Source organism: Mesorhizobium sp. M0761, assembly GCF_040320205.1.
Lineage (GTDB): Bacteria > Pseudomonadota > Alphaproteobacteria > Rhizobiales > Rhizobiaceae > Mesorhizobium.
The window spans coordinates 47,632-66,203 of record NZ_JAMYPF010000005.1; the positions used below are offsets into that span (position 1 = coordinate 47,632).

The 18,572-nt window shown below is 62.3% G+C and carries 19 protein-coding genes; 6 read left to right on the forward strand and 13 right to left on the reverse strand.

Translation table 11 applies throughout. The features are described 5' to 3' along the window. Positions 1–135 precede the first annotated feature (135 nt). From NKI32_RS09985 to NKI32_RS09995, 3 genes are all read right to left on the reverse strand, one after another. Entirely contained in the window at positions 136–996 is an 861-nt protein-coding gene (locus NKI32_RS09985) for a C40 family peptidase (RefSeq protein ID WP_353002562.1), read from the reverse strand. Between the two features lie 29 nt (positions 997–1,025). After that, positions 1,026–1,376 carry a MarR family winged helix-turn-helix transcriptional regulator gene (locus NKI32_RS09990; protein ID WP_023669596.1) on the reverse strand — a complete coding sequence of 117 codons (351 nt, stop codon included), beginning with the start codon at positions 1,374–1,376 and terminating at the stop codon, positions 1,026–1,028. Between the two features lie 63 nt (positions 1,377–1,439). Beyond that, positions 1,440–2,801: a leucyl aminopeptidase family protein gene (locus NKI32_RS09995; RefSeq protein WP_023740758.1), complete on the reverse strand. Its 1,362-nt coding sequence runs from the start codon at positions 2,799–2,801 to the stop codon at positions 1,440–1,442. Positions 2,802–3,041: 240 nt separating this feature from the next. Between NKI32_RS09995 and NKI32_RS10000 the strand changes: the two genes are divergently transcribed. After that, entirely contained in the window at positions 3,042–3,863 is an 822-nt protein-coding gene (locus NKI32_RS10000; RefSeq protein ID WP_353002652.1) for a tetratricopeptide repeat protein, read from the forward strand. A gap of 113 nt (positions 3,864–3,976) precedes the next feature. Here the strand turns inward: NKI32_RS10000 and NKI32_RS10005 are convergent, their stop codons facing one another. From NKI32_RS10005 to NKI32_RS10045, 9 genes are all read right to left on the reverse strand, one after another. Further along, positions 3,977–4,993 (reverse strand): type II secretion system F family protein, encoded by a 1,017-nt coding sequence (locus tag NKI32_RS10005; RefSeq protein ID WP_023703460.1) that lies wholly within the window; start codon positions 4,991–4,993, stop codon positions 3,977–3,979. Between the two features lie 39 nt (positions 4,994–5,032). After that, complete coding sequence (locus tag NKI32_RS10010) at positions 5,033–6,046, reverse strand: type II secretion system F family protein (RefSeq protein WP_023703461.1); 1,014 nt, start codon at positions 6,044–6,046, stop codon at positions 5,033–5,035. A 29-nt stretch (positions 6,047–6,075) separates the two neighbouring features. Continuing rightward, positions 6,076–7,581 carry a TadA family conjugal transfer-associated ATPase gene (locus tag NKI32_RS10015; RefSeq protein ID WP_353002563.1) on the reverse strand — a complete coding sequence of 502 codons (1,506 nt, stop codon included), beginning with the start codon at positions 7,579–7,581 and terminating at the stop codon, positions 6,076–6,078. Positions 7,582–7,610: 29 nt separating this feature from the next. Next, positions 7,611–8,894, reverse strand: a complete 1,284-nt coding sequence (locus tag NKI32_RS10020; RefSeq protein ID WP_353002654.1) for a CpaE/TadZ family protein — start codon at positions 8,892–8,894, stop codon at positions 7,611–7,613. A gap of 54 nt (positions 8,895–8,948) precedes the next feature. Continuing rightward, positions 8,949–9,686, reverse strand: a complete 738-nt coding sequence (locus tag NKI32_RS10025) for a CpaD family pilus assembly protein (protein ID WP_023681983.1) — start codon at positions 9,684–9,686, stop codon at positions 8,949–8,951. 14 nt (positions 9,687–9,700) lie between these two features. Then, a complete protein-coding gene (locus NKI32_RS10030) occupies positions 9,701–11,233 on the reverse strand; it encodes a type II and III secretion system protein family protein (protein ID WP_023681984.1) in 1,533 nt (510 codons plus the stop codon). After that, a complete protein-coding gene (gene cpaB / locus NKI32_RS10035; RefSeq protein WP_023681985.1) occupies positions 11,230–12,042 on the reverse strand; it encodes a Flp pilus assembly protein CpaB in 813 nt (270 codons plus the stop codon). The genes NKI32_RS10030 and cpaB overlap by 4 nt, the downstream gene beginning before the upstream one ends. 205 nt (positions 12,043–12,247) lie before the next feature. Beyond that, positions 12,248–12,766 carry an A24 family peptidase gene (locus NKI32_RS10040; protein ID WP_023703464.1) on the reverse strand — a complete coding sequence of 173 codons (519 nt, stop codon included), beginning with the start codon at positions 12,764–12,766 and terminating at the stop codon, positions 12,248–12,250. A gap of 149 nt (positions 12,767–12,915) precedes the next feature. Continuing rightward, positions 12,916–13,086, reverse strand: a complete 171-nt coding sequence (locus NKI32_RS10045; RefSeq protein WP_023681987.1) for a Flp family type IVb pilin — start codon at positions 13,084–13,086, stop codon at positions 12,916–12,918. Between the two features lie 345 nt (positions 13,087–13,431). Here NKI32_RS10045 and NKI32_RS10050 point away from each other — a divergent pair, with 345 nt between their 5' ends. From NKI32_RS10050 to NKI32_RS10060, 3 genes are all read left to right on the forward strand, one after another. Beyond that, positions 13,432–13,854 carry a pilus assembly protein N-terminal domain-containing protein gene (locus NKI32_RS10050; protein ID WP_023681988.1) on the forward strand — a complete coding sequence of 141 codons (423 nt, stop codon included), beginning with the start codon at positions 13,432–13,434 and terminating at the stop codon, positions 13,852–13,854. 156 nt (positions 13,855–14,010) lie between these two features. Next, positions 14,011–14,628, forward strand: coding sequence for a TadE/TadG family type IV pilus assembly protein (locus tag NKI32_RS10055; RefSeq protein ID WP_031196259.1), 618 nt, complete (start codon positions 14,011–14,013; stop codon positions 14,626–14,628). 25 nt (positions 14,629–14,653) lie between these two features. After that, the gene (locus NKI32_RS10060) at positions 14,654–15,289 is read left to right on the forward strand and encodes a TadE/TadG family type IV pilus assembly protein (protein ID WP_352510962.1); all 636 of its coding nucleotides are present in this window, start codon (positions 14,654–14,656) and stop codon (positions 15,287–15,289) included. A 25-nt stretch (positions 15,290–15,314) separates the two neighbouring features. On the opposite strand, the gene NKI32_RS10065 is transcribed toward NKI32_RS10060, so the two are convergent. Beyond that, the gene (locus tag NKI32_RS10065; RefSeq protein WP_353002564.1) at positions 15,315–16,268 is read right to left on the reverse strand and encodes a PhnD/SsuA/transferrin family substrate-binding protein; all 954 of its coding nucleotides are present in this window, start codon (positions 16,266–16,268) and stop codon (positions 15,315–15,317) included. Between the two features lie 175 nt (positions 16,269–16,443). Here NKI32_RS10065 and NKI32_RS10070 point away from each other — a divergent pair, with 175 nt between their 5' ends. Beyond that, a complete protein-coding gene (locus tag NKI32_RS10070) occupies positions 16,444–17,682 on the forward strand; it encodes a phosphopentomutase (RefSeq protein ID WP_023834321.1) in 1,239 nt (412 codons plus the stop codon). Next, on the forward strand, positions 17,675–18,565 hold the full coding sequence (gene mutM / locus NKI32_RS10075; RefSeq protein WP_023823750.1) for a bifunctional DNA-formamidopyrimidine glycosylase/DNA-(apurinic or apyrimidinic site) lyase: 891 nt from the start codon (positions 17,675–17,677) through the stop codon (positions 18,563–18,565). Before NKI32_RS10070 ends, mutM begins: the two co-directional genes overlap by 8 nt. Positions 18,566–18,572: the final 7 nt, after the last annotated feature.

Below are 18,572 nucleotides of genomic sequence, written 5' to 3' on the forward strand. Positions count from 1 at the left end.
GAGCTATCCCTCGCCGCGTTACGGGGAGAGGGATGCCGGCCGGCAAGTGAGGCGCAGCGCGACCTTTCAGTCGCTGGCGTCGCCCCTCATCCGCCCTTCGGGCACCTTTCCCCGTGAACGGGCGAGGAAGAGGCGCTAGGGCCGCCGAAACCCAGTCGGCCCGCCATACAGATACCCAATCCGATCAACCGCATCCTTCAGCCCTTCGCGCGAGACCAGCATGGTGTGGCCGTTGGCGTGGATCATTGTCTCGGCGTCGGTCATGATCGCGACATGGCCCTTCCAGAACACCAGGTCGCCGCGTTTCAGTCCGGCATAATCGAATCCCGGATCGAGCGGCTCGCCGAGGCCTGCCGCTTGCATGTCGGAATCACGCAGCACATTGCGGCCGGCCATGCGCATGGCCAGTTGCACAAGGCCCGAACAGTCGATGCCGAAGCCGGAGGTGCCGCCCCAGAGATAGGGCGTGCCGAGAAACATCTCGGCGACCGAGACATAGTCGGCGGCGATGTCACTGACCGGGCAAATATGGCCGGCGATCAGCGCCTCGCCGGAGGGCAACAGCGCATAGTGCGTGCCGCGCGTTTCGGCGGCACCGGTTACCGTCACCGTCGAGCCCATCGACAATTGGCCGCTTATCGGGAAGCGCAGATCCGGGCCAGGATAGAGGAAGGTGCGCGGCGCCGTGACGATGTGGGTTGGCGCATGCTCGGGTGCGCCCAGCATGGTGGCGCCGACGTAGCCGACATAGCCGTCACGTTCGGCCTGGACCCAGGCCCATCCCTCGGCTTCCTCGAAGACAAGCACATCGTCGCCGAACAGAATTTGCGTGTTGACGCCGGCATCCGGGCGCGGTGCCTTGCGCACGTCAGCCACGGAGGCTGCGATCCGGGCCGGACGGCCGGTGACGAAGCGATCGGCCGACACCTCCCCTTTCAGCCTGGCATCGGCGAGGTCGGAACGGAAGGCGTGGAGGCGGGCATCCCTGGCAGTCAAATCGGTACTCGTTCTAATTCATGGATTGATCAGATGGGCAGTTCATGAGCCCTGGCAACGATACCATCCCCGAAGCGCTCGACAAAGAGCGCGCCTTCGACCGTGCGCCGGATCAGCACATTGCGCTTGTCGAGCTCGTCGCGATGGCGTGACACCAGTTTCAGCGCACCCATCGTGTCGAGCGCGCGGGTGATAACCGGCTTGGTGACATTGAGGCGGGCGGCTAGACCGCGCACCGTGTGCGGCGGCGGGTCGAGATAGATGGTGAACAGGATCGCCGTCTGGCGCATGGTGAGATCTGGCGCGCCGGCGCGCACCTGCGACAGCATCACCTGCTGCCACAGTCGCATCGCCTGGCTCGGACGCATCGAAATCGACATCGCCCGAGCATGACGGGAAATTGTTTCGGTTCCGTTTCAGTTTTGGTGGCCGGTTTCAGGGCCTCAGGCATAGCGCCTCGAAATGACCCGCTCCAGTGCACGGATGCCTTGCGCCTCGCCGCCGGCGGGTCCATAGGGGCGATCGGACGGGTTCCAGGCGAAGATGTCGAAGTGCGCCCAGCCCGTTGTCCGTTCGACAAAGCGCTTGAGGAACAGCGCCGCGGTGACCGAGCCGGCGAAACCGTCCGTGGTGACGTTGTTGATGTCGGCGATCTTCGACGCCAGCCTGGCGTCATAGGGCCGCCACAACGGCATGCGCCACAACGGATCCTCGACGGCCATGGAGGCCGCAGCCAGTTCGGACGCCAGCACTTCGTCGCCAGTGTAGAAAGGCGGCAGATCGGGGCCGAGCGCGACACGCGCTGCCCCGGTCAGCGTCGCCATGTCGATCAGCAGTTCCGGCTCCTCGTCATCGGCCAGCGCCAGCGCATCGGCCAGCACCAGCCGCCCTTCGGCGTCGGTGTTGCCGATCTCGACGGTGAGGCCCTTGCGGCTGGTCAGTACATCTCCAGGCCGAAAGGCGTTGCCGGCAATCGAATTCTCGACTGCTGGGATCAGGACACGCAGCCGGACCTTCAGCCCGGCAGCCATGATCATCGAGGCCAGGCCCAGCACATTGGCGGCGCCGCCCATATCCTTCTTCATCAAGAGCATGCCCGACGAAGGCTTGATGTCGAGGCCGCCAGTGTCGAAACAGACACCCTTGCCGACCAGCGTCACCTTCGGCGCGCCTTCCGGTCCCCAAACCATATCGATCAGGCGCGGCACTCCGACCGAGGCCCGGCCGACCGCATGGATCATCGGGAAATTCTGCTTTAGGAGATCATCCCCCTTGATCACCGATACCTCGGCCTTGTGAGTGGCCGCCAGGGTCCGTACGGCCTTCTCCAACTCGTCCGGTCCCATGTCGCTGGTCGGCGTGTTGACGAGGTCGCGCGCCAGGAAGACGCCGTCGGCGATGCGCCGGACACGACCCGCATCGGCGCCGGACGGCAGCGCAAAACGCAACGCCTTGCCTGATTTCTTGCCGTAGCGAGTGAAGACATAGCCGCCGAGCACCAAGCCTATGGCCGCGAGTTCCGGCTCGGCTGGAGCGGCGGCAAAATGCCAGTCGCCTTCCGGCAAGGCTCTCGCCAGCATGCCGACGGCCAGCGCCCCCTCGCCATCACCGACGCCGAACAAGGCGCCGGCAAGGGAACCGTTGTCGCCGGCGACGGCGAGCGTCCTGCCGGCTTCGCCGGAAAAGCCGTTGGCGGCCGCCCATGCGATCGTGGAAGGCGAAAGCCCCAAGGCCTCCAGTCCATCCCTCGCGACCAGATGGACCGGCAAGGCAGTGTTTAGTGTCTCGATGAGTTCGACGGGCATTCGATGGTCTCCGGGAAGGCTTGCAGATCGTCCCCAGTCAAGTGACAGGGACGTCGGATGATTTCAACATCTATGCACAGAGACCAGACATTGGACATGCCAGGCCAATGGCTTCCGGCGGGCCGTTCGCCGATCAGACGGCTCGCTTTTTAACTGTCCGTTAGGGTTAACAGAATATTTCTGCGGGGATGAAGATGGCCACGTGAATGGCCACGCGCAGGAATGGAGAGCCCCGTGCCGATGCCCACCAACCGCAGGATGAACGTCGCGGGCAAACGGTTGGTCACCACAGCGTTGCTGATGGCGCTTGCAGCCGGTGTTGCCGGGTGCGGAACCAGCAAGCTCACGACCGGCTCGATCGGTCGCACCAGCGGCAAACCGCTGGAAACCATGTCGGCCAGCGAGTTGCACGGGGCAACCGGGCGGCTCGGCGAATCCTACGCAAAGAACCCCAACGACAAGCGGCTGGCGACAAATTTTGCGGCGGCGCTCCAGATGGACGGCGATGCCGACCAGTCGCTTGCCGTGATGCGCAAGCTGGCGATCGCCTACCCCAAGGATCGCGACGTGCTTGCCGCCTACGGCAAGGCGCTGGCCGCCAACGGCCAGTTCGAGCCGGCGCTCGACGCCGTGCGCCGGGCGCAGACGCCGGAATATCCGGACTGGCGGCTGATGTCGGCCGAGGCCGCCATTCTCGACCAGCTTGGCCAGAAGGATGAAGCGCGCCAGAACTACCGCAAGGCGCTGGACCTCAAGCCGAACGAACCCTCGATCCTTTCCAATCTCGGCATGTCCTATGTGCTGGAAGGCGATCTGCGCACCGCCGAGACCTATATGCGCTCGGCAGCCCAGCAACCGAATGCCGACAGCCGGGTGCGCCAGAACCTTGCGCTGGTCGTGGGACTGCAGGGCCGCTTCGACGAGGCCGAGAAGATCGCCTCGCAGGAGCTTTCGCCGGAACAGGCGCAAGCCAATGTAGCCTATCTTCGCCAGATGCTTGCCCAGCAGAACGCCTGGAGCCAGCTCAAGGATCAGGACAAGGCAAAGGCGGCGACCAACTGAGCGCCGCATGGGCGCCGGCTCCGCACAGCGCAAAATCCGTCCACGCATCAACGCTGAAAGCCAAGAGCCGCACTGCATTGGCAGTGCGGCTCTTTGTATGGCTGCAACGAGGCCTACTGGCTTGAGGAATTGTGCTGGTCGCCGAAGATGCCGCGCTGGCTGACCTGAATGCCGGCTGGGCCCAGAATGATGGCGAACAAAACCGGCAGGAAGAACAGGATCATCGGCACGGTAAGCTTCGGCGGCAGGGCGGCGGCCTTCTTCTCGGCTGCATTCATGCGCATGTCGCGGCTTTCCGCGGCCAGCACGCGCAATGCGTGCGCCACGGGTGTGCCGTAGCGTTCCGCCTGGACCAGTGCCTGGGACACTGACTTCACCGATTCCAGGCCGGTACGAGCCGACAGGTTTTCATAAGCCTGCTTGCGTTCCTGCAGATAAGAGAGTTCGGCATTGGTCAGCACGAATTCCTCCGCCAGCGCCACCGATTGCGAACCGATCTCCTCGGAGACCTTGCGCAAGGCAGCCTCGACCGACATGCCCGACTCGACGCAGATCAGCATCAGGTCGAGCGCATCCGGCCACGCCGCCTGGATCGACTGCTTGCGCTTGGCGGCACGATTGTTGACGTAAAGGATCGGCGCGTAGAAGCCGGCGTAGGCGACGAGAATGCAGACGAACAGTTTCGCGAAGGCCGGCCGGTCAGGCAGTCCGCCGAGCACGAACAGATAGATCGCTGCCAGCGCGAAACCCACAAACGGCAGGATCAGGCGGAAAAACAGGAAGCGCGTCAGCGGGTTTTGGCCACGAAAGCCCGCCACCTTGAGCTTCTGCAACGTGCCTTCATCGGCCAACGCACGCCGCAGGTCGAGCCTGTCGACGATGTTGCGCATGCCGATCGACTGCTCTTCGCGCAGCCCCTTGCGGCGGCGATCGGCTTCGTTGGCAAGCCGCGAGCGCTGCTTGGCGCGCAATTCGTCACGCTCCAGCGCCACCGATTTCATGCGCGCCTTGAGCTGATTGCCGCCAAGCGCCGGCAGCAACGTGAAGACGGTCGCGAACACCGCAACGCCGACCAGCAATGCGATCAGGAAGGCAGGATCGGTCAGCGATTTTACGACTTGGTCGGTCATCCGTTTTCAGTCTTTTCGTTCGAGCTTTCCAAGGTGGGCCTAAACTTCAAAGTTCATCATCTTGCGCATCACCAGAATGCCGATCGACATCCACACGCCGGAACAGCCAAGGATCAGATTGCCGGTGCTGGTGGTGAACAGCGGCATGATGTAGTTCGGGCTCGACAGATACACGAGAAGGGCGACGACAATAGGCAGCGCGCCGATGATGACGGCCGACGCCTTCGCTTCCATGGACAGCGCCTGGACCTTGGCCTTCATTTTCTTGCGATCGCGAAGCACGCGCGAAAGGTTGCCTAGCGCCTCGGAGAGATTACCGCCGGCCTGTGACTGGATCTGGATAACGATTCCGAAGAAACTTGCCTCGCTGCACGGCATGGTCTCAGCCATGCGCAAGGTGGCGTCGGGGATGGACATGCCAACCTGCTGCGAATCGACGATCCGGCGGAACTCGGTCTTGACCGGCTCCGGCGATTCATTGGCGATCAGGCGAATGGCGTCGTTGAGCGGCAGGCCGGATTTGACGGCGCGCACGATGATGTCGAGGGAGTTGGGAAATTCGTTGAGGAACGCCTTTACCCGGCGCGCGCGGCGAAACGAGACGAACCAGCGCGGCAGGCCGAGCGCGCCGGCCAGAAGCGTACCCGGCAGGACAAGTAGCGGCGCGCCGGCGAGATAGGCGAGCACCGTCAGCGCGATGCCGCAAATGACGGAGTAGATATAGAAACGCTCGATCGAGACCTGCATGCCGGCCTGACGAATCTGGGCCTTCAACGGCGGCTTCTTGACGGCGAGTTCGTTGGTTTTCTGCTTTTCGTCGAGCTGTTTCAGCGTGTCCTGGACAGATTTACGCCGCTTGACCGCCTCCGCGACACGGTCGCGCGAAGCCTTGACGACCGAACGATCGGTCTCGGCGGCCTTGATCGTCTCGAGCCGCTTGCCGGCCTGCTTCTCGTTGCTCATCTTGGTGAACAGGAAGGCATAGGCGACCGCACCGGCGCTGAAGCCGGCGAGCACGATGAACGCCAGTACGGTGGTATCAATTCCGAACATCGACCTCAGTCCCCACGCCTGGATATGCGTTAGTCAGCGCGTTTCTCCATCGATTCCAGAGCATTGGCGAGGCGCTGTTCCTCGCCATAGTAGCGGGCGCGATCCCAGAAATGCGGACGGCCGATGCCGGTCGACACATGCTCGCCAAGCAGCCTTCCGTTCGAGTCCTCGCCCTTGATGTTGTAGAGCACGATGTCCTGCGTGATGATGACGTCACCTTCCATGCCGATCACCTCGGTGATGTGGGTGATGCGGCGCGAGCCGTCGCGAAGGCGTGCTGCCTGGATGATGACATCGACGGAGCCGACGACGATTTCACGCACGGTCTTCTGCGGCAGCGAATAGCCGCCCATGGCGATCATCGATTCGATACGGTTCAGGCATTCGCGCGGGCTGTTGGAGTGGATCGTTCCCATCGACCCGTCATGGCCGGTGTTCATCGCCTGCAGCAGGTCGAAAACCTCCGGTCCGCGCACTTCGCCGACGATGATGCGTTCGGGCCGCATGCGCAAGCAGTTCTTGACCAGGTCGCGCATGGTCACCTCGCCTTCGCCCTCGAGATTGGGCGGGCGGGTTTCGAGACGTACCACGTGCGGCTGCTGCAGTTGCAGTTCGGCCGAGTCCTCGCAGGTGATGACGCGTTCCTCGCGGTCGATATAGTTGGTCAAGCAGTTGAGCAGCGTCGTCTTGCCGGAGCCGGTACCGCCGGAGATGACGATGTTGCAGCGGACGCGGCCGATAATCTTGAGTATCTCGGCGCCCTGCGGCGAGATGGCGCCGAACTTGACCAGCTGATCGAGCGTCAGCTTGTCCTTCTTGAACTTGCGGATGGTGAGCGCGGTGCCGTCGATGGAGAGCGGCGGCGCGATCACGTTGACGCGAGACCCGTCAGGAAGACGGGCGTCACAGATCGGGCTCGATTCGTCGACGCGGCGGCCAACCTGGCTGACGATGCGCTGGCAGATGTTGAGCAGCTGCTGATTGTCGCGGAAGCGGATGCCGGTCTGTTCGACCTTGCCGTTGACTTCGATGTAGACGTTCTTGGAGCCGTTGACCATGATGTCGGCGATATCGTCGCGGGCGAGCAGCGGCTCCAGCGGCCCGTAGCCTAGCACATCGTTGCAGATGTCGTCGAGCAACTCTTCCTGCTCGGCGATCGACATTGCGAAATTTTTGATGGCGATGATGTCGTTGACGATATCGCGGATTTCCTCGCGCGCGCTCTCGGGATCGAGTTTCGCAAGTTGCGACAGGTCAATGGTGTCGATGAGCGCGGAGAAGACCTGGCTCTTGGTGTCGTAGTAGGTTTCGCTTTTTTCGCGCTGGATCTTTTTTGGCGGCTCCGGCGCCATCGACGGCGCCTCAACGGCACGGCGAGTTGGCGGCGTTGCCAGCGCTCCCGGCGGCGGCGCTGCCGGGGGTCGGGCAAGTACCGCCATGTCCGCAGGCGTTGCAGCAGCCGGCGCCGCTAACGCTGGCTGACGGAACTCCGGGGTGAACCGGCCGCCGTCGTCGGAGCCTCTTTTTCCAAACATGATCGACTACCAATTTCGCTTGAGAAGCGTCATTTCTTGTTACGCGAGAGCTTGCCGAGGAGGCCGCCAAGGCCTGCCTTCTTCCTGGCCTTGATTTCGCTGCGACCGGTCAGCACGTGCGCGATTTCGTTGATCATGCCGACGACCGGGCTCTTGGGATCCATCTCGCCCAGCATGCGGCCGTTGTTCGCGGCATTTCCAAACAACAACGGGTCGAAGGCGATGACCGACATCGGCGTGAGGCTGAGCGGCTCGGCGAAGTCGGAAGCGGAAATCTCGGGCCGTTTCGGCACGCCGGCCTGATTGATGATCAGTTTCGGCGGCGGATCGTTCGGGCGAAGCCGCGTCAGCATATCGACCAGATTCTTGGTGTTGCGCAGATTGGCCAATTCCGGCGTCGCAGTGATGACGATCTCGTCGGCCTTGATCAGTGTGTTCTTGGTCCAGCCCGCCCAGATATGGGGGACGTCGAGCACCAGCAGCGGCACGCTGCGCTGGGCGGTATCGATGAGTTGCGTGAAGGCATCGGGATCGAAATCATAGACACGTTCGAGGGTGGAGGGCGCGGCGAGCAGCGACAGATGTTCGGCGCACTGGGCAAGCAGACGGTCGAGATAAACCTCGTCGACGCGTTCGGGCGAAAACACGGCCTCGGCGATGCCTTGCGCAGGGTCCTGGTCGAAGTTTATGTTGGCCGTCCCGAAAGCCAGGTCGAGATCGGCGACGACCACTTCCGACTTGAACAGCGATGACATCGCCCACGCCACATTGTGGGCGATGGTCGAGGAGCCGACGCCACCCTTGGCGCCGACGAAGGCGATCGAGCGGCCGATCGGCTCGGCTTCCGGATCGACGAAGATCGACGAAACCACCGAGACAATATCGGCCATCGACACGGGCGCGATGACGTATTCGGAAATACCGAAGCGGATGAGTTCGCGGTAAAGACCGACATCGTTGTAGTGGCCGATCACCACGACTTTAGAGGAGGGATCGCAATATTCTGAAAGCTGGGCAAGCTGCTCCAGCAACTGCTTCGGTTCGCTGCGCGACTCCAGAAGGATGAGGTTCGGCGTCGGCGCGGATTGGTAGAATTCGATCGCCGTGGCGATGCCGCCCATATGCACTTTCAGATGCGCCTTGGCCATGCGGCGATCCTCGGCGGCCCGCTCCACCGGATGCGCGACACCTTCCGTCTCGCAAAATGCCTGGATGGAAATACGCGGAACCGGCCGCAGCGCCTGCATCGCGGCAATATCCAATTGCGAGCTGTCGCCGCCGTCTACGGGCGTATCGTAGGCAAGATTGCTCATTGTCATGCTCTTTTCCGTGACTTCTCTTCCGGTCTCTACGCGGGACCGGCGCTCCTAGTACGTCACTTCCGAATTGCCGAGGAACTCGTCCGAAATACCTCTGCCGCGGTAGACGTCGATCACCGCGCCGCGGTTCTCGGCGTCGATGTCGGACGACTTTCTTGGCCCGAGCAGATCGGTCGGATTGGCGAGTTGCGCGGCGAGGTTGTTTTGAGACGAGCAGCCGTAATCGGCGTAGTGCTTGTTTTCGGAGGTTTCGAGGATGTCTTCGGGCCAGCGCCCGCATTTGTCGGTCTGGGCTCTCACCGAAATATAGGAAACGCGGATAGGCGCCGACGCTTCCGGGGAAACCGACTGGTAGGAGGTCACCACGATCCGGTTTAGCTTGATGCCGCTGGCAACCGCCAGCCTTGCGAAATCGCGCGCCGCGGCAGTCGCCGCGACCTCATTAGCCGAGCCGATCGGGGTTGCGATCGTCAGCGCCGGGGCAGCGCTCTTGTCGTAACCGTCGAGGAAGCCCAGAAGCGTGTCGCGCTGCGAGCCGGTCATGCCGCGATCGCCGGCGCCGACCGGGAGGTCGAGCTTCTGGTTCTTCTCAGCAATTACGATCGGATGCGTGGTGCGATAATCATCGGGAATCGCCCCAACCGTGATGCTGTCGCGCTTAGCGCAACCGGCAAGCGAGGCGGCGATCGCGACCGCCAGGATCGGCATTGCCGATCGGCGGATCCGGCCACGGCCAGACCATGCCGTTGCGGCAATCGCCAGTACCTTTGATGCTGACTGAGACATGTCCGCTTCCCCGCTTACTTGTAGATGAAGCCGACAACGCCGTGGTAGCGGCCGTTGGGCTTGTCGGTCTGCATGGTGCCGTAGACGCGGTTGACGCGGCCAAGGAACATGGCCGGACCATCGCCGGCGGCATTGAAATTGTCGTCCGGCTTAGCCAGGTCGTTGCGCGCCACCGGCCGAGCCAGATAAGGCGTGATGATGATGACCAGTTCAGTTTCATTGCGGACGAAATCGCGGCTGCGGAATAGCGTGCCGAGCACCGGGATCTTGGTCAGGCCGGGCAAGCCCGATACAGCCTGGCGGACGTCGTCGCGAACGAGGCCGGCAATCATCATCGAACCGCCCGACGGCAATTCGACGGTGGTGTCGGCAAGTCTCTTGCGGATCGACAGAAGCGTCAGGCCGGGCAAGCTGCCGCCGCCTTCCAGGGTGGTAGCACCTTCCGAGGTCGGCTCCGAAACCGATGTTCTGACCTTGAGGCTGATCCGACCCGCCGACAGCACAACGGGCTGGAACTCGAGGCCTATGCCGTATTCCAGCTTTTCGTTGGTGTAGGTGACCTGGCCGGTCTGGTTGTCGGTCGAAACGTTGTTCGTACGTGCCGTGATGAGATTGAATTCGCCGCCGACCCTGAACGTTGCCTTCTCGCCCGAAACCGCGGTGAGGGTCGGTTCTGCAAGCGTCTTCATGACGCCGCTTTGCTCCATGGCATTGATGTAGGCTTTGAGGCCACTGCCGCCCAAGTTAAAGCCTGAATTCTGCGAAAGCGGCTTTCCCAAACCGTAGTTGGGCGAACTCAGCGCACCGTAGGCGATGCCGTCCATGCTGCCGCTGCCAACCATGTTGACGCCGAGCTGCTTCATCACCGAGCGGCTGACTTCGGCCACGGTCACCTTCAGCGTCACCTGGTCGTCGCCGATGATCTGTAGCAGGTTGACGATCTTCGAGACCCGGCGTTCGGCATCCGGGTTGTTGATGTCGACGCCGCCATTGGCATTGCCGCCGGCCGCGGTCTGCGAATACTGGCCCGTCGTCGCTTCACCTCCGGACACGAAGATGGTTGCCAGATCGACGGCGCGCTTGGCATCGAGCGGCGTATCCACCGTCCCGGTCAGGACGACGTTGTCGTTCAGCAATTCGACCTTGATCTCGGCATTCGGAAGGAAGCGCTTGAGGTAGTCTTCCAATCCGGCGACGTCGCGTTCGACGGCCAGATCCAGGCTGGCAATCTGCTCGCCATTGGGACCGAAGACGAAGATGTTGGTTTCGCCCACCGACTTGCCGAACAGATAGATGCGCCTTGCGGTGCGGGTCACCGCATCGGCGACCGCGGGATTGGCGACAAGGATGTCGTAGGCGTCGCTCGGCAGATCGATGACGACCGATTTGTTGAGGCCGAGCTTGACACGTTGCGTGGCGGTCGAGGCCGTGACCCCGACGCTCTTTCCGGCGGCCTTGGCGTCGCCGAGGCCACTTGCATGGGCTCCGAGGAAAAGCAGGCCGACGGCTGCAGCCATGGTGACCGGCAGTTTAGCGACTAACCTCATTTCCTTGCCCCTACTTCGGAAACTTCGCCCGATTTGATCAACCGCACCGTTCCGCGCCGCCCACTGCCGGAAACGAGGTAGTCGGCTTCATCGGTACCCTTTTCCTTGTTGTCGGTGATCGAGCGCAGCGCCAGCGTCAGGCGATCGGCCATCTGCTGGGCGACGGTTATGATCTCGGCCTGCTGCGGCGTCAGCTCCAGCGTCGCCGTCTGTCCGACCCTGGTCTTCTTGCCTTCCTCGTCCTCCTGGATGGTCTGATCGATCGCCAGGACGCGGATGTTCTTGAGGATGGTCTCGGTGGTGAATCCGCTGCCGCCGTTGCCGGTGTCGGATCTGCGGGTCATGATGACGTCGACAAAATCGTTGGGCAGGATGAACCCGCCTGCCGACGTGTCAGCCGAGATCGCGGTGGCGACGGCACGCATGCCGGTGGGCAGGATCGAAGACATGAAGCTTTGCCCCTCGCCGATCAGCTTGGAGCGCCGCAGCGGCTCACCGGTGTACATCGCCATGCGGGCGACGGAGCCCTTCAGTTTCTCCCGCGCTTCGGGTTCGGCGGCACGGGTGATGAAATTCGCATTGATGCCATCGGACGGCCAGGACTCCCAGCTGAGATTGTTCTCAAGTGGGCTGCCCATCGGCACGTCGCCGGAAAGCACGAGCACATCCTGCAAGGCAATGGCCGGCGCCTGCGGGGCATCGGCGACGACCTGCTGGGGCGGGACCGCCACCATATTCTTGGCAACATAACCTGCACCACCCGCCGCAGCCACCGCCACGCCCAGAATAATCAGTCGGGATGCTGGCATCTGTCCGAACCCTCGCCTTTAGGCAACCACCTAGCCAGGCCGGACTTTGCAGCGGCAATCGTCAAAACAAGGTTAATGCAATGCTTACGATCGTGATTAATTTAAGGTTTACATAAATTGGACGGACCCGTGCTCCGACGACAGAAAGGGCGACCAGCGGCCTCTTTTCAGACCGATGTCGGAGCGGCAAAGGTTGCTTGCTGTTTCAGTTCGCCAGCTTTGCCAGTGCCCAAACCATCAGGGGTGAATCCGGATAGGTCAGCAGCCCGCCAATGCCGAGTGCAATGCCGTAGGGAACGCCAGTCGTGTCGTCGGCGAAATGGCGCAGGAATAGATTGTGGCTGGTGTAAATCGCCAGCGGCGATTTCCGGTAGAGAAGGATGGCGAGCGTCAGCAGTCCGCCGATGAACGTCGATATCACGAGATACTCGACAAGGTGAATGTTGAACCCCATCCAGACGGCGGTGCCGGCGAGCAGCTTGGCGTCGCCGCCACCCATGCCGCCGAGTGCAAACAGACCGAACGTCACGGCCAGCACCAGGCCGCCGGCGGCGAAATGCCAGCCATAGGTTGCCCAGTCCATGGCCGTCAGCGGCGCAACCAGCGCAAACACCGCCAGCAGCAGCACCGGTACGCGGTTGGCGATCGTCATCGACAGCATGTCGGAGATCGCGGCGAAGAGCATGCAAAAAGGAAAGATGACGAAGATCAACGCTTCGAGCATGGGCGCGACACCCTGTTGCCAACTGTATCCAGCCTCAGCCTAGACATATATGATTAACGATCGATGAGACTGGGTTACTCAAAACCACCCGACGCGATGAAATAAGGGCCGCCAGTCAGGCGGCCCCTATCTCTAAGGCAACCAGGGTATTACGAACCACTCACCTTACCGGCGATGGCGATGAACTTGTTGTTCAGGGCGTTGCCGAGCTGACCAGCGCCAAAAATGATGGCAAGCGCGATGAGAGCGGCGATCAGACCGTATTCGATAGCGGTCGCGCCGGATTCGTCCTTCGCGAAACGTGCGATGAGATTAGACATTCGAGAGCTCCTACTCCACGTGTTACAGCACTTCCGTCAACTTCTGTGGTGGTTGATCGGATGCTGCTAATCTACGGAGAAGCTCTTTCAATCGGCTTAATAAACAGCCTTACCGATTCCTTTCCCGCTTCGAACAGCTTGCGTGGTTAACCGTAAACTAAACGCTGGACAGTAGCTCGCCTGCCCGTGAAAAGCTGTAATTTCACGGCTATCGGCAGGACGCATTGTTATATCAGCTGGCAGCAAGATTGGAGCGAATACCCGGCGCCGGTCAAGGGTTTAACCGTTGGTTCACCAATCTCCTTCATGTTCCGTGAACAAGTTTTGCCGCTGTGGAGCGCCTTGATGACCGCCATGAAATCGTCATTCCTGCTTGTCGCGCTTCTCGCCGTCCCGGCTTTCGTGCTGCCGGCCAAGGCCGGAGCCGGCATTGAAGTGACGATGAACCAGGCCAAGATCGTCAAACTGACACGCCCCGCCGACACCATCGTCGTCGGCAATCCGGCGATCGCCGACGCCTCCGTCCAGGATGCATCGACGATCGTGCTGACGGGCAAGGGGTTCGGCGTGACCAATCTGGTTGTCCTCGACCACGATGGCAGCCCGATCGTCGACGAGCAGGTGACCGTAGTGCGCCAGGACGCGTCGTCGGTGCGTATCTACAGGCGCGCCTCGGTCCAGACCATGTCCTGCACGCCATATTGCGAAAGTTCGTACAAGAGCGACTCGGAAAAGTCGTCCGAGGCCGAGATGAGCGCTGGGCAGTAAGCGCCTCAGGTGACTTGATTGTCTGGGGGGAGAGCCGCGTCGGTTAGCGGCCGGTTAATGTCGCCTGGTCGAATTTAACGGTCATTCAAACCGGAGCTAAATGGGTTCTTGATAGTGGTGCTGACGGTACCGCATCAGGATCGGCAGGAACGGGATATGGGCGACGTTTTGGACGAGGATTCAAGACGCAAGATCTGCAAGGCCAAGGCAGGGCGCGTGACGTTTGCCCGTCGTTTCCTTGGTGATCGGCGCGGCGGCACGGCGATAGAATTCGCCATGCTTGCGTTACCGTTTGCGGCTCTCGTCTTCGCCATCCTCGAGAGCTGCATTTCATTTGCCGGACAGGAGGTGATGGCCAACATCACCGATGATATCGCCCGTCAATTGCGTACTGGCCAGTTGAGGCAAGCCGATGTGACGGAAGAGAAGCTAAAGGGTAGGGTCTGCGCCAGACTCGAGATCATTGTCGCCAAGGGTTGCCCCGGTTTGCTGGTTGATCTGCGCCCGTTCAAGACCTTTGCCGGGGCAGCCAGTGCGGGTTTCAAGATTTCCGGCTCGACCATCACGCTGACGGGCAAGGATCCGGATACAGGCAAGGACCCGGCTTTCGGGACCCCCACAATAGGTCCGGCAGAATCAAAGAACATGCTGCGGGTTTTCTACCCTTGGCCGGTCATGACCGATTTCATGGCTCAATACATGTCGAATATGGATGGCGGCAAGACGCTGCATTACGCAACGGCAACGTGGCAAAACGAGCCATTCGACAACTGAGGCACGTGTAGCAAAGGAAAAGGGCATGTTTCGTGCGGGGGCACATCCGGGGATATCGGTTATCTGGAAGAGAGCGGCGCGGTTTTGTGCCGATCGTCGGGGCATAGCGGCGGTCGAGTTTGCCCTCATCGTGCCCGTCCTGCTGATCATGTATTTCGTTACCATGGAGGCCTCGCAAGCCATCGAGGCCAGCAAGAAGGTCAGCCGCATCAGCTCCATGGTTGCCGACCTCGTCACGCAGCAAACGTCGGTGGTCAATGCAGATCTCACCGACATTATGAAGATCGGAAACTCCAGCCTTCAGCCTTATAACCGCTCAGTCGCCGATATCTTCATCACAGCAATCGACATCGAAGCCGATCCGGGCAACCCGACACCGAAGGCGAAGGTGGCGTGGTCCTGGCGCGTGCTGAATGGGGTCACGAGCCGCGACTCCAACCCGACAAGCTCCACAACTGTTCCGGCGACGCTCAACGTTGCGGGGACTTTCCTTATTCGTGTCAAAACCACTCTCAAATATGAACCGATCATCTCCTGGTCGGAAAGCGCCGAAAAGCCGCTCGGATTTATCTCGGCCTTCAACGAAGGCAAAATAACGATGAGCGAAACCTACTATCTCAGGCCGCGCCGGGCCACCTCGATCCCCTGCAGCAATTGCTGAAGCAGTTCTACCCATTCAACCCGGGTCATTGCGCGCTGCTGTCCGTGCTGCCTGACACCAGGCGCACGATGGAAGCGGCCATCGCATAGTCACTCGCAGCGGCGAGCGTGAACCCTCCCGCATGTTTCGATTCCACGAAATCGTAGACTTCCGGCGACTGCGATCGGAGATTGGTGAGGAAGACGGTCAGTCGGCGTTTGGCTTCGGGGTCGAGATCGCTGCGGACGGCGTGAGGGCCGTATCTGAGCACGCCGGAGGTCCAGATGATCTGGAGCGCGGCTTCTGGAATGCCCGCCGCCTCCAGTCGCGCCGCCGTGCCGTCCGGATCAGCCGGCTGATCGCCAGCAATCGCCGTCCGGTTTTCCGCCGTGGCCCGCTCCCAGCCGAACAAGGCATCGGCCTGGCCATCGACCAGCATCGCTTCTGCGGCGGCAGCCGAGCCGGCATGAGCGAGGAATGGCGCATCCTGGCTGATCTTGATGCCGTCGGCCGCCAGCCCGGCGAGCGGTAGAAGCGAACCGCCGACATTGTCGGAAGGCGCCATGGCGATGCGGTGCGTTTCCAGGGCCGCGAGATCGGAAAGCCTGCCGTCGCGCGTCAAAAGCACGGAGCGGATGCCCGTGGCACCGTCGGCATCGACCGGCGCCACAAGAGGTTCGACGCAGCCGCAGCGCTCCGAGGCGGTGGCGTAGGCGGTCGCCGAATAGACCGCGTACTGAATCCGGCCAATGGCCTGTGCCTCTATCAGCGCCGCATAGTCATGCGCGACGACGAATTCCACCTTCATGCCGAGCGCCCTGCCGTAGGCGTCAGTCAGCATGGCCAGACCCGGAACCGTGTTGCCGGCGCCCGGCTCGGCAACGATGCCGATCCGAAACGTGCCGATCTGGTCGCGCCAGTCGGCGTGCGCGGCGAGCTGCGAGGCCAGCAGCGCTACAGTGGTCGCCAGTGCACTCCAACCCAGGTCAGCCCGTCTCATCGATCCATGCCCCGCACGCCGTTCCTTGAAGCGCATCGCATGTCTCAAGGATGCGTACAGCGCGCCTGCCCGACTTCGCGACCATCGCGTCAGGCCGTTGCCGCCTGGTTTACGATTTGCCAATGCCGCGACGGGACCTTATGTCTGGTCAACCAGACTGGCAATGACGGCACCGATGGCACGCGCTTTCCTCTTCGTTCTCGATTCTTTCGGCATTGGCGGCGCCGCCGATGCCGAACCCTATGGCGACGCCGGCTCGAACACATTCGGACATATCGCGCTGGCCTGCGCGGAAGCCCGCGCCGATCGCGAGGGCCTGCGCGAGGGACCGCTGAAGGTGCCCACCATGGTTTCGCTCGGTCTCGGCCGCGCAGCAGAAACCGCAACCGGCTTCCAATTCGACAGCAAAGCCGCTGTTTCAGCCTCCGCTTTCCACGGCGCCGCGCAGGAGATTTCGAGCGGCAAGGATACGCCGTCGGGTCACTGGGAAATCGCCGGGCTGCCCGTGCGGTTCGACTGGGGCTATTTCCCCGATAAGGTGCCCGCCTTCCCTGCCGAACTGACCGAAGCGATGATCCGCGAGGGTAAGGTGCCGGGCATTCTCGGCAACTGCCATGCGCCCGGCACGGAGATCATCGAGCGCTTCGGCGAGGAGCATATCCGCACTGGCCAGCCGATCTGCTACACCTCGGTCGATTCCGTCCTGCAGATAGCAGCGCACGAAGTTCATTTCGGCCTGGAGCGGCTCTACGAGTTCTGCAAGACGGTACGCCGGCTGGTCGATCCGCTGAAGATCGGACGGGTGATCGCACGGCCTTTCCTGGGCGAAACATCGGCCACCTTCGAGCGCACCTACAACCGCCATGACTACGCCGTGCCGCCGCCTGAGCCGACGCTGCTCGACCGCTTGACCGGGCGCGGCAGCCGGGTGATCGCGGTCGGCAAGATCGGCGACATCTTCGCCCACCGCGGTATCTCGGAAGTACGCAAGGCGCCCGGCAACATGGCAATGTTCGACAAGGCGCTGGGCGCGATGGACGATGCCGGCGACGGCGACCTGGTGTTCGCCAATTTCGTCGACTTCGACACCGAGTTCGGCCATCGCCGCGACGTCGCCGGCTATGCTGCAGCGCTCGAAGCCTTCGACCGCCGGCTGCCCGAGGCACTGGCAAAGCTGAAGCCGGGCGATCTGCTCATCCTCACCGCCGACCATGGCAACGATCCGACATGGCGTGGCACCGACCACACGCGCGAACGCGTCCCGGTCATCGGCACCGCACCAGGTCTCACGGGCGGCGACATCGGGCTCAGGACCACCTTCGCCGATATCGGCGAGACGGTCGCCGAACACCTCAAGCTGGCGCGCGGCCGCCACGGCGCTTCCTTCCATGCGGCGATAGGCGGCCATGCCTGAACTGCCCGAGGTCGAAACCGTCCGGCGCGGCCTGCAGCCGGTTCTGGAATGCGCGCGGATCGTGCGCGTCGAGGCGCGCCGGCCCGATCTCCGATTTCCGTTTCCGGCGAGATTTGCGCAGCGGCTGACCGGCAAGACCGTCATCGCGCTTGGCCGCCGCGCCAAATATCTCACCATACACCTGGACGATGGCCCGGTGCTGATCTGCCATCTCGGCATGTCGGGCTCGTTCCGCATCGAGGCCGCTGATGACAAAGAGACGCCCGGCACGTTCCATCAAGAGCGCTCGAAGAATGCCAAGCACGACCATGTGGTGTTCCATGTCGTGTCGCCTGTCGGCCTCCAGTCTCGCGTGGTCTTCAACGACCCGCGTCGCTTCGGCTTCATGCTGTTTGCGGAAGGCCTGGCCGAGGCGCATCCGATGCTGGCGGGACTGGGCGTCGAGCCGACCGGCAATGCGCTGGAAGGCGCCCTGCTCGCCTCTCTGCTGAAGGGCCGCAGATCGCCGTTGAAGGCGGCGCTGCTCGACCAGAAGCTGATAGCCGGGCTCGGCAATATCTATGTGTCGGAAGCGCTGTGGCGCGCCGGCCTTTCGCCATTGCGCGAGGCAGGCACCATCGCCGGGACCGGCAAGAAGGCCAAGGAACAGAGCGAACGACTGGCCGGGGCAATCCGTTCGGTGATCGCCGATGCGATCGCCGCCGGTGGGTCTTCGCTGCGCGACTATGTGCACACAGACGGGTCGCTGGGCTATTTCCAGCATTCCTTCGCGGTCTACGATCGCGAAGGCGAGCCCTGTCCGACGCCCGGCTGTCGCGGCCACATCGAGCGCATCGTGCAAAGCGGCCGCTCGACCTTTTATTGCCGGACCTGCCAGCGGTAAGCTGGAT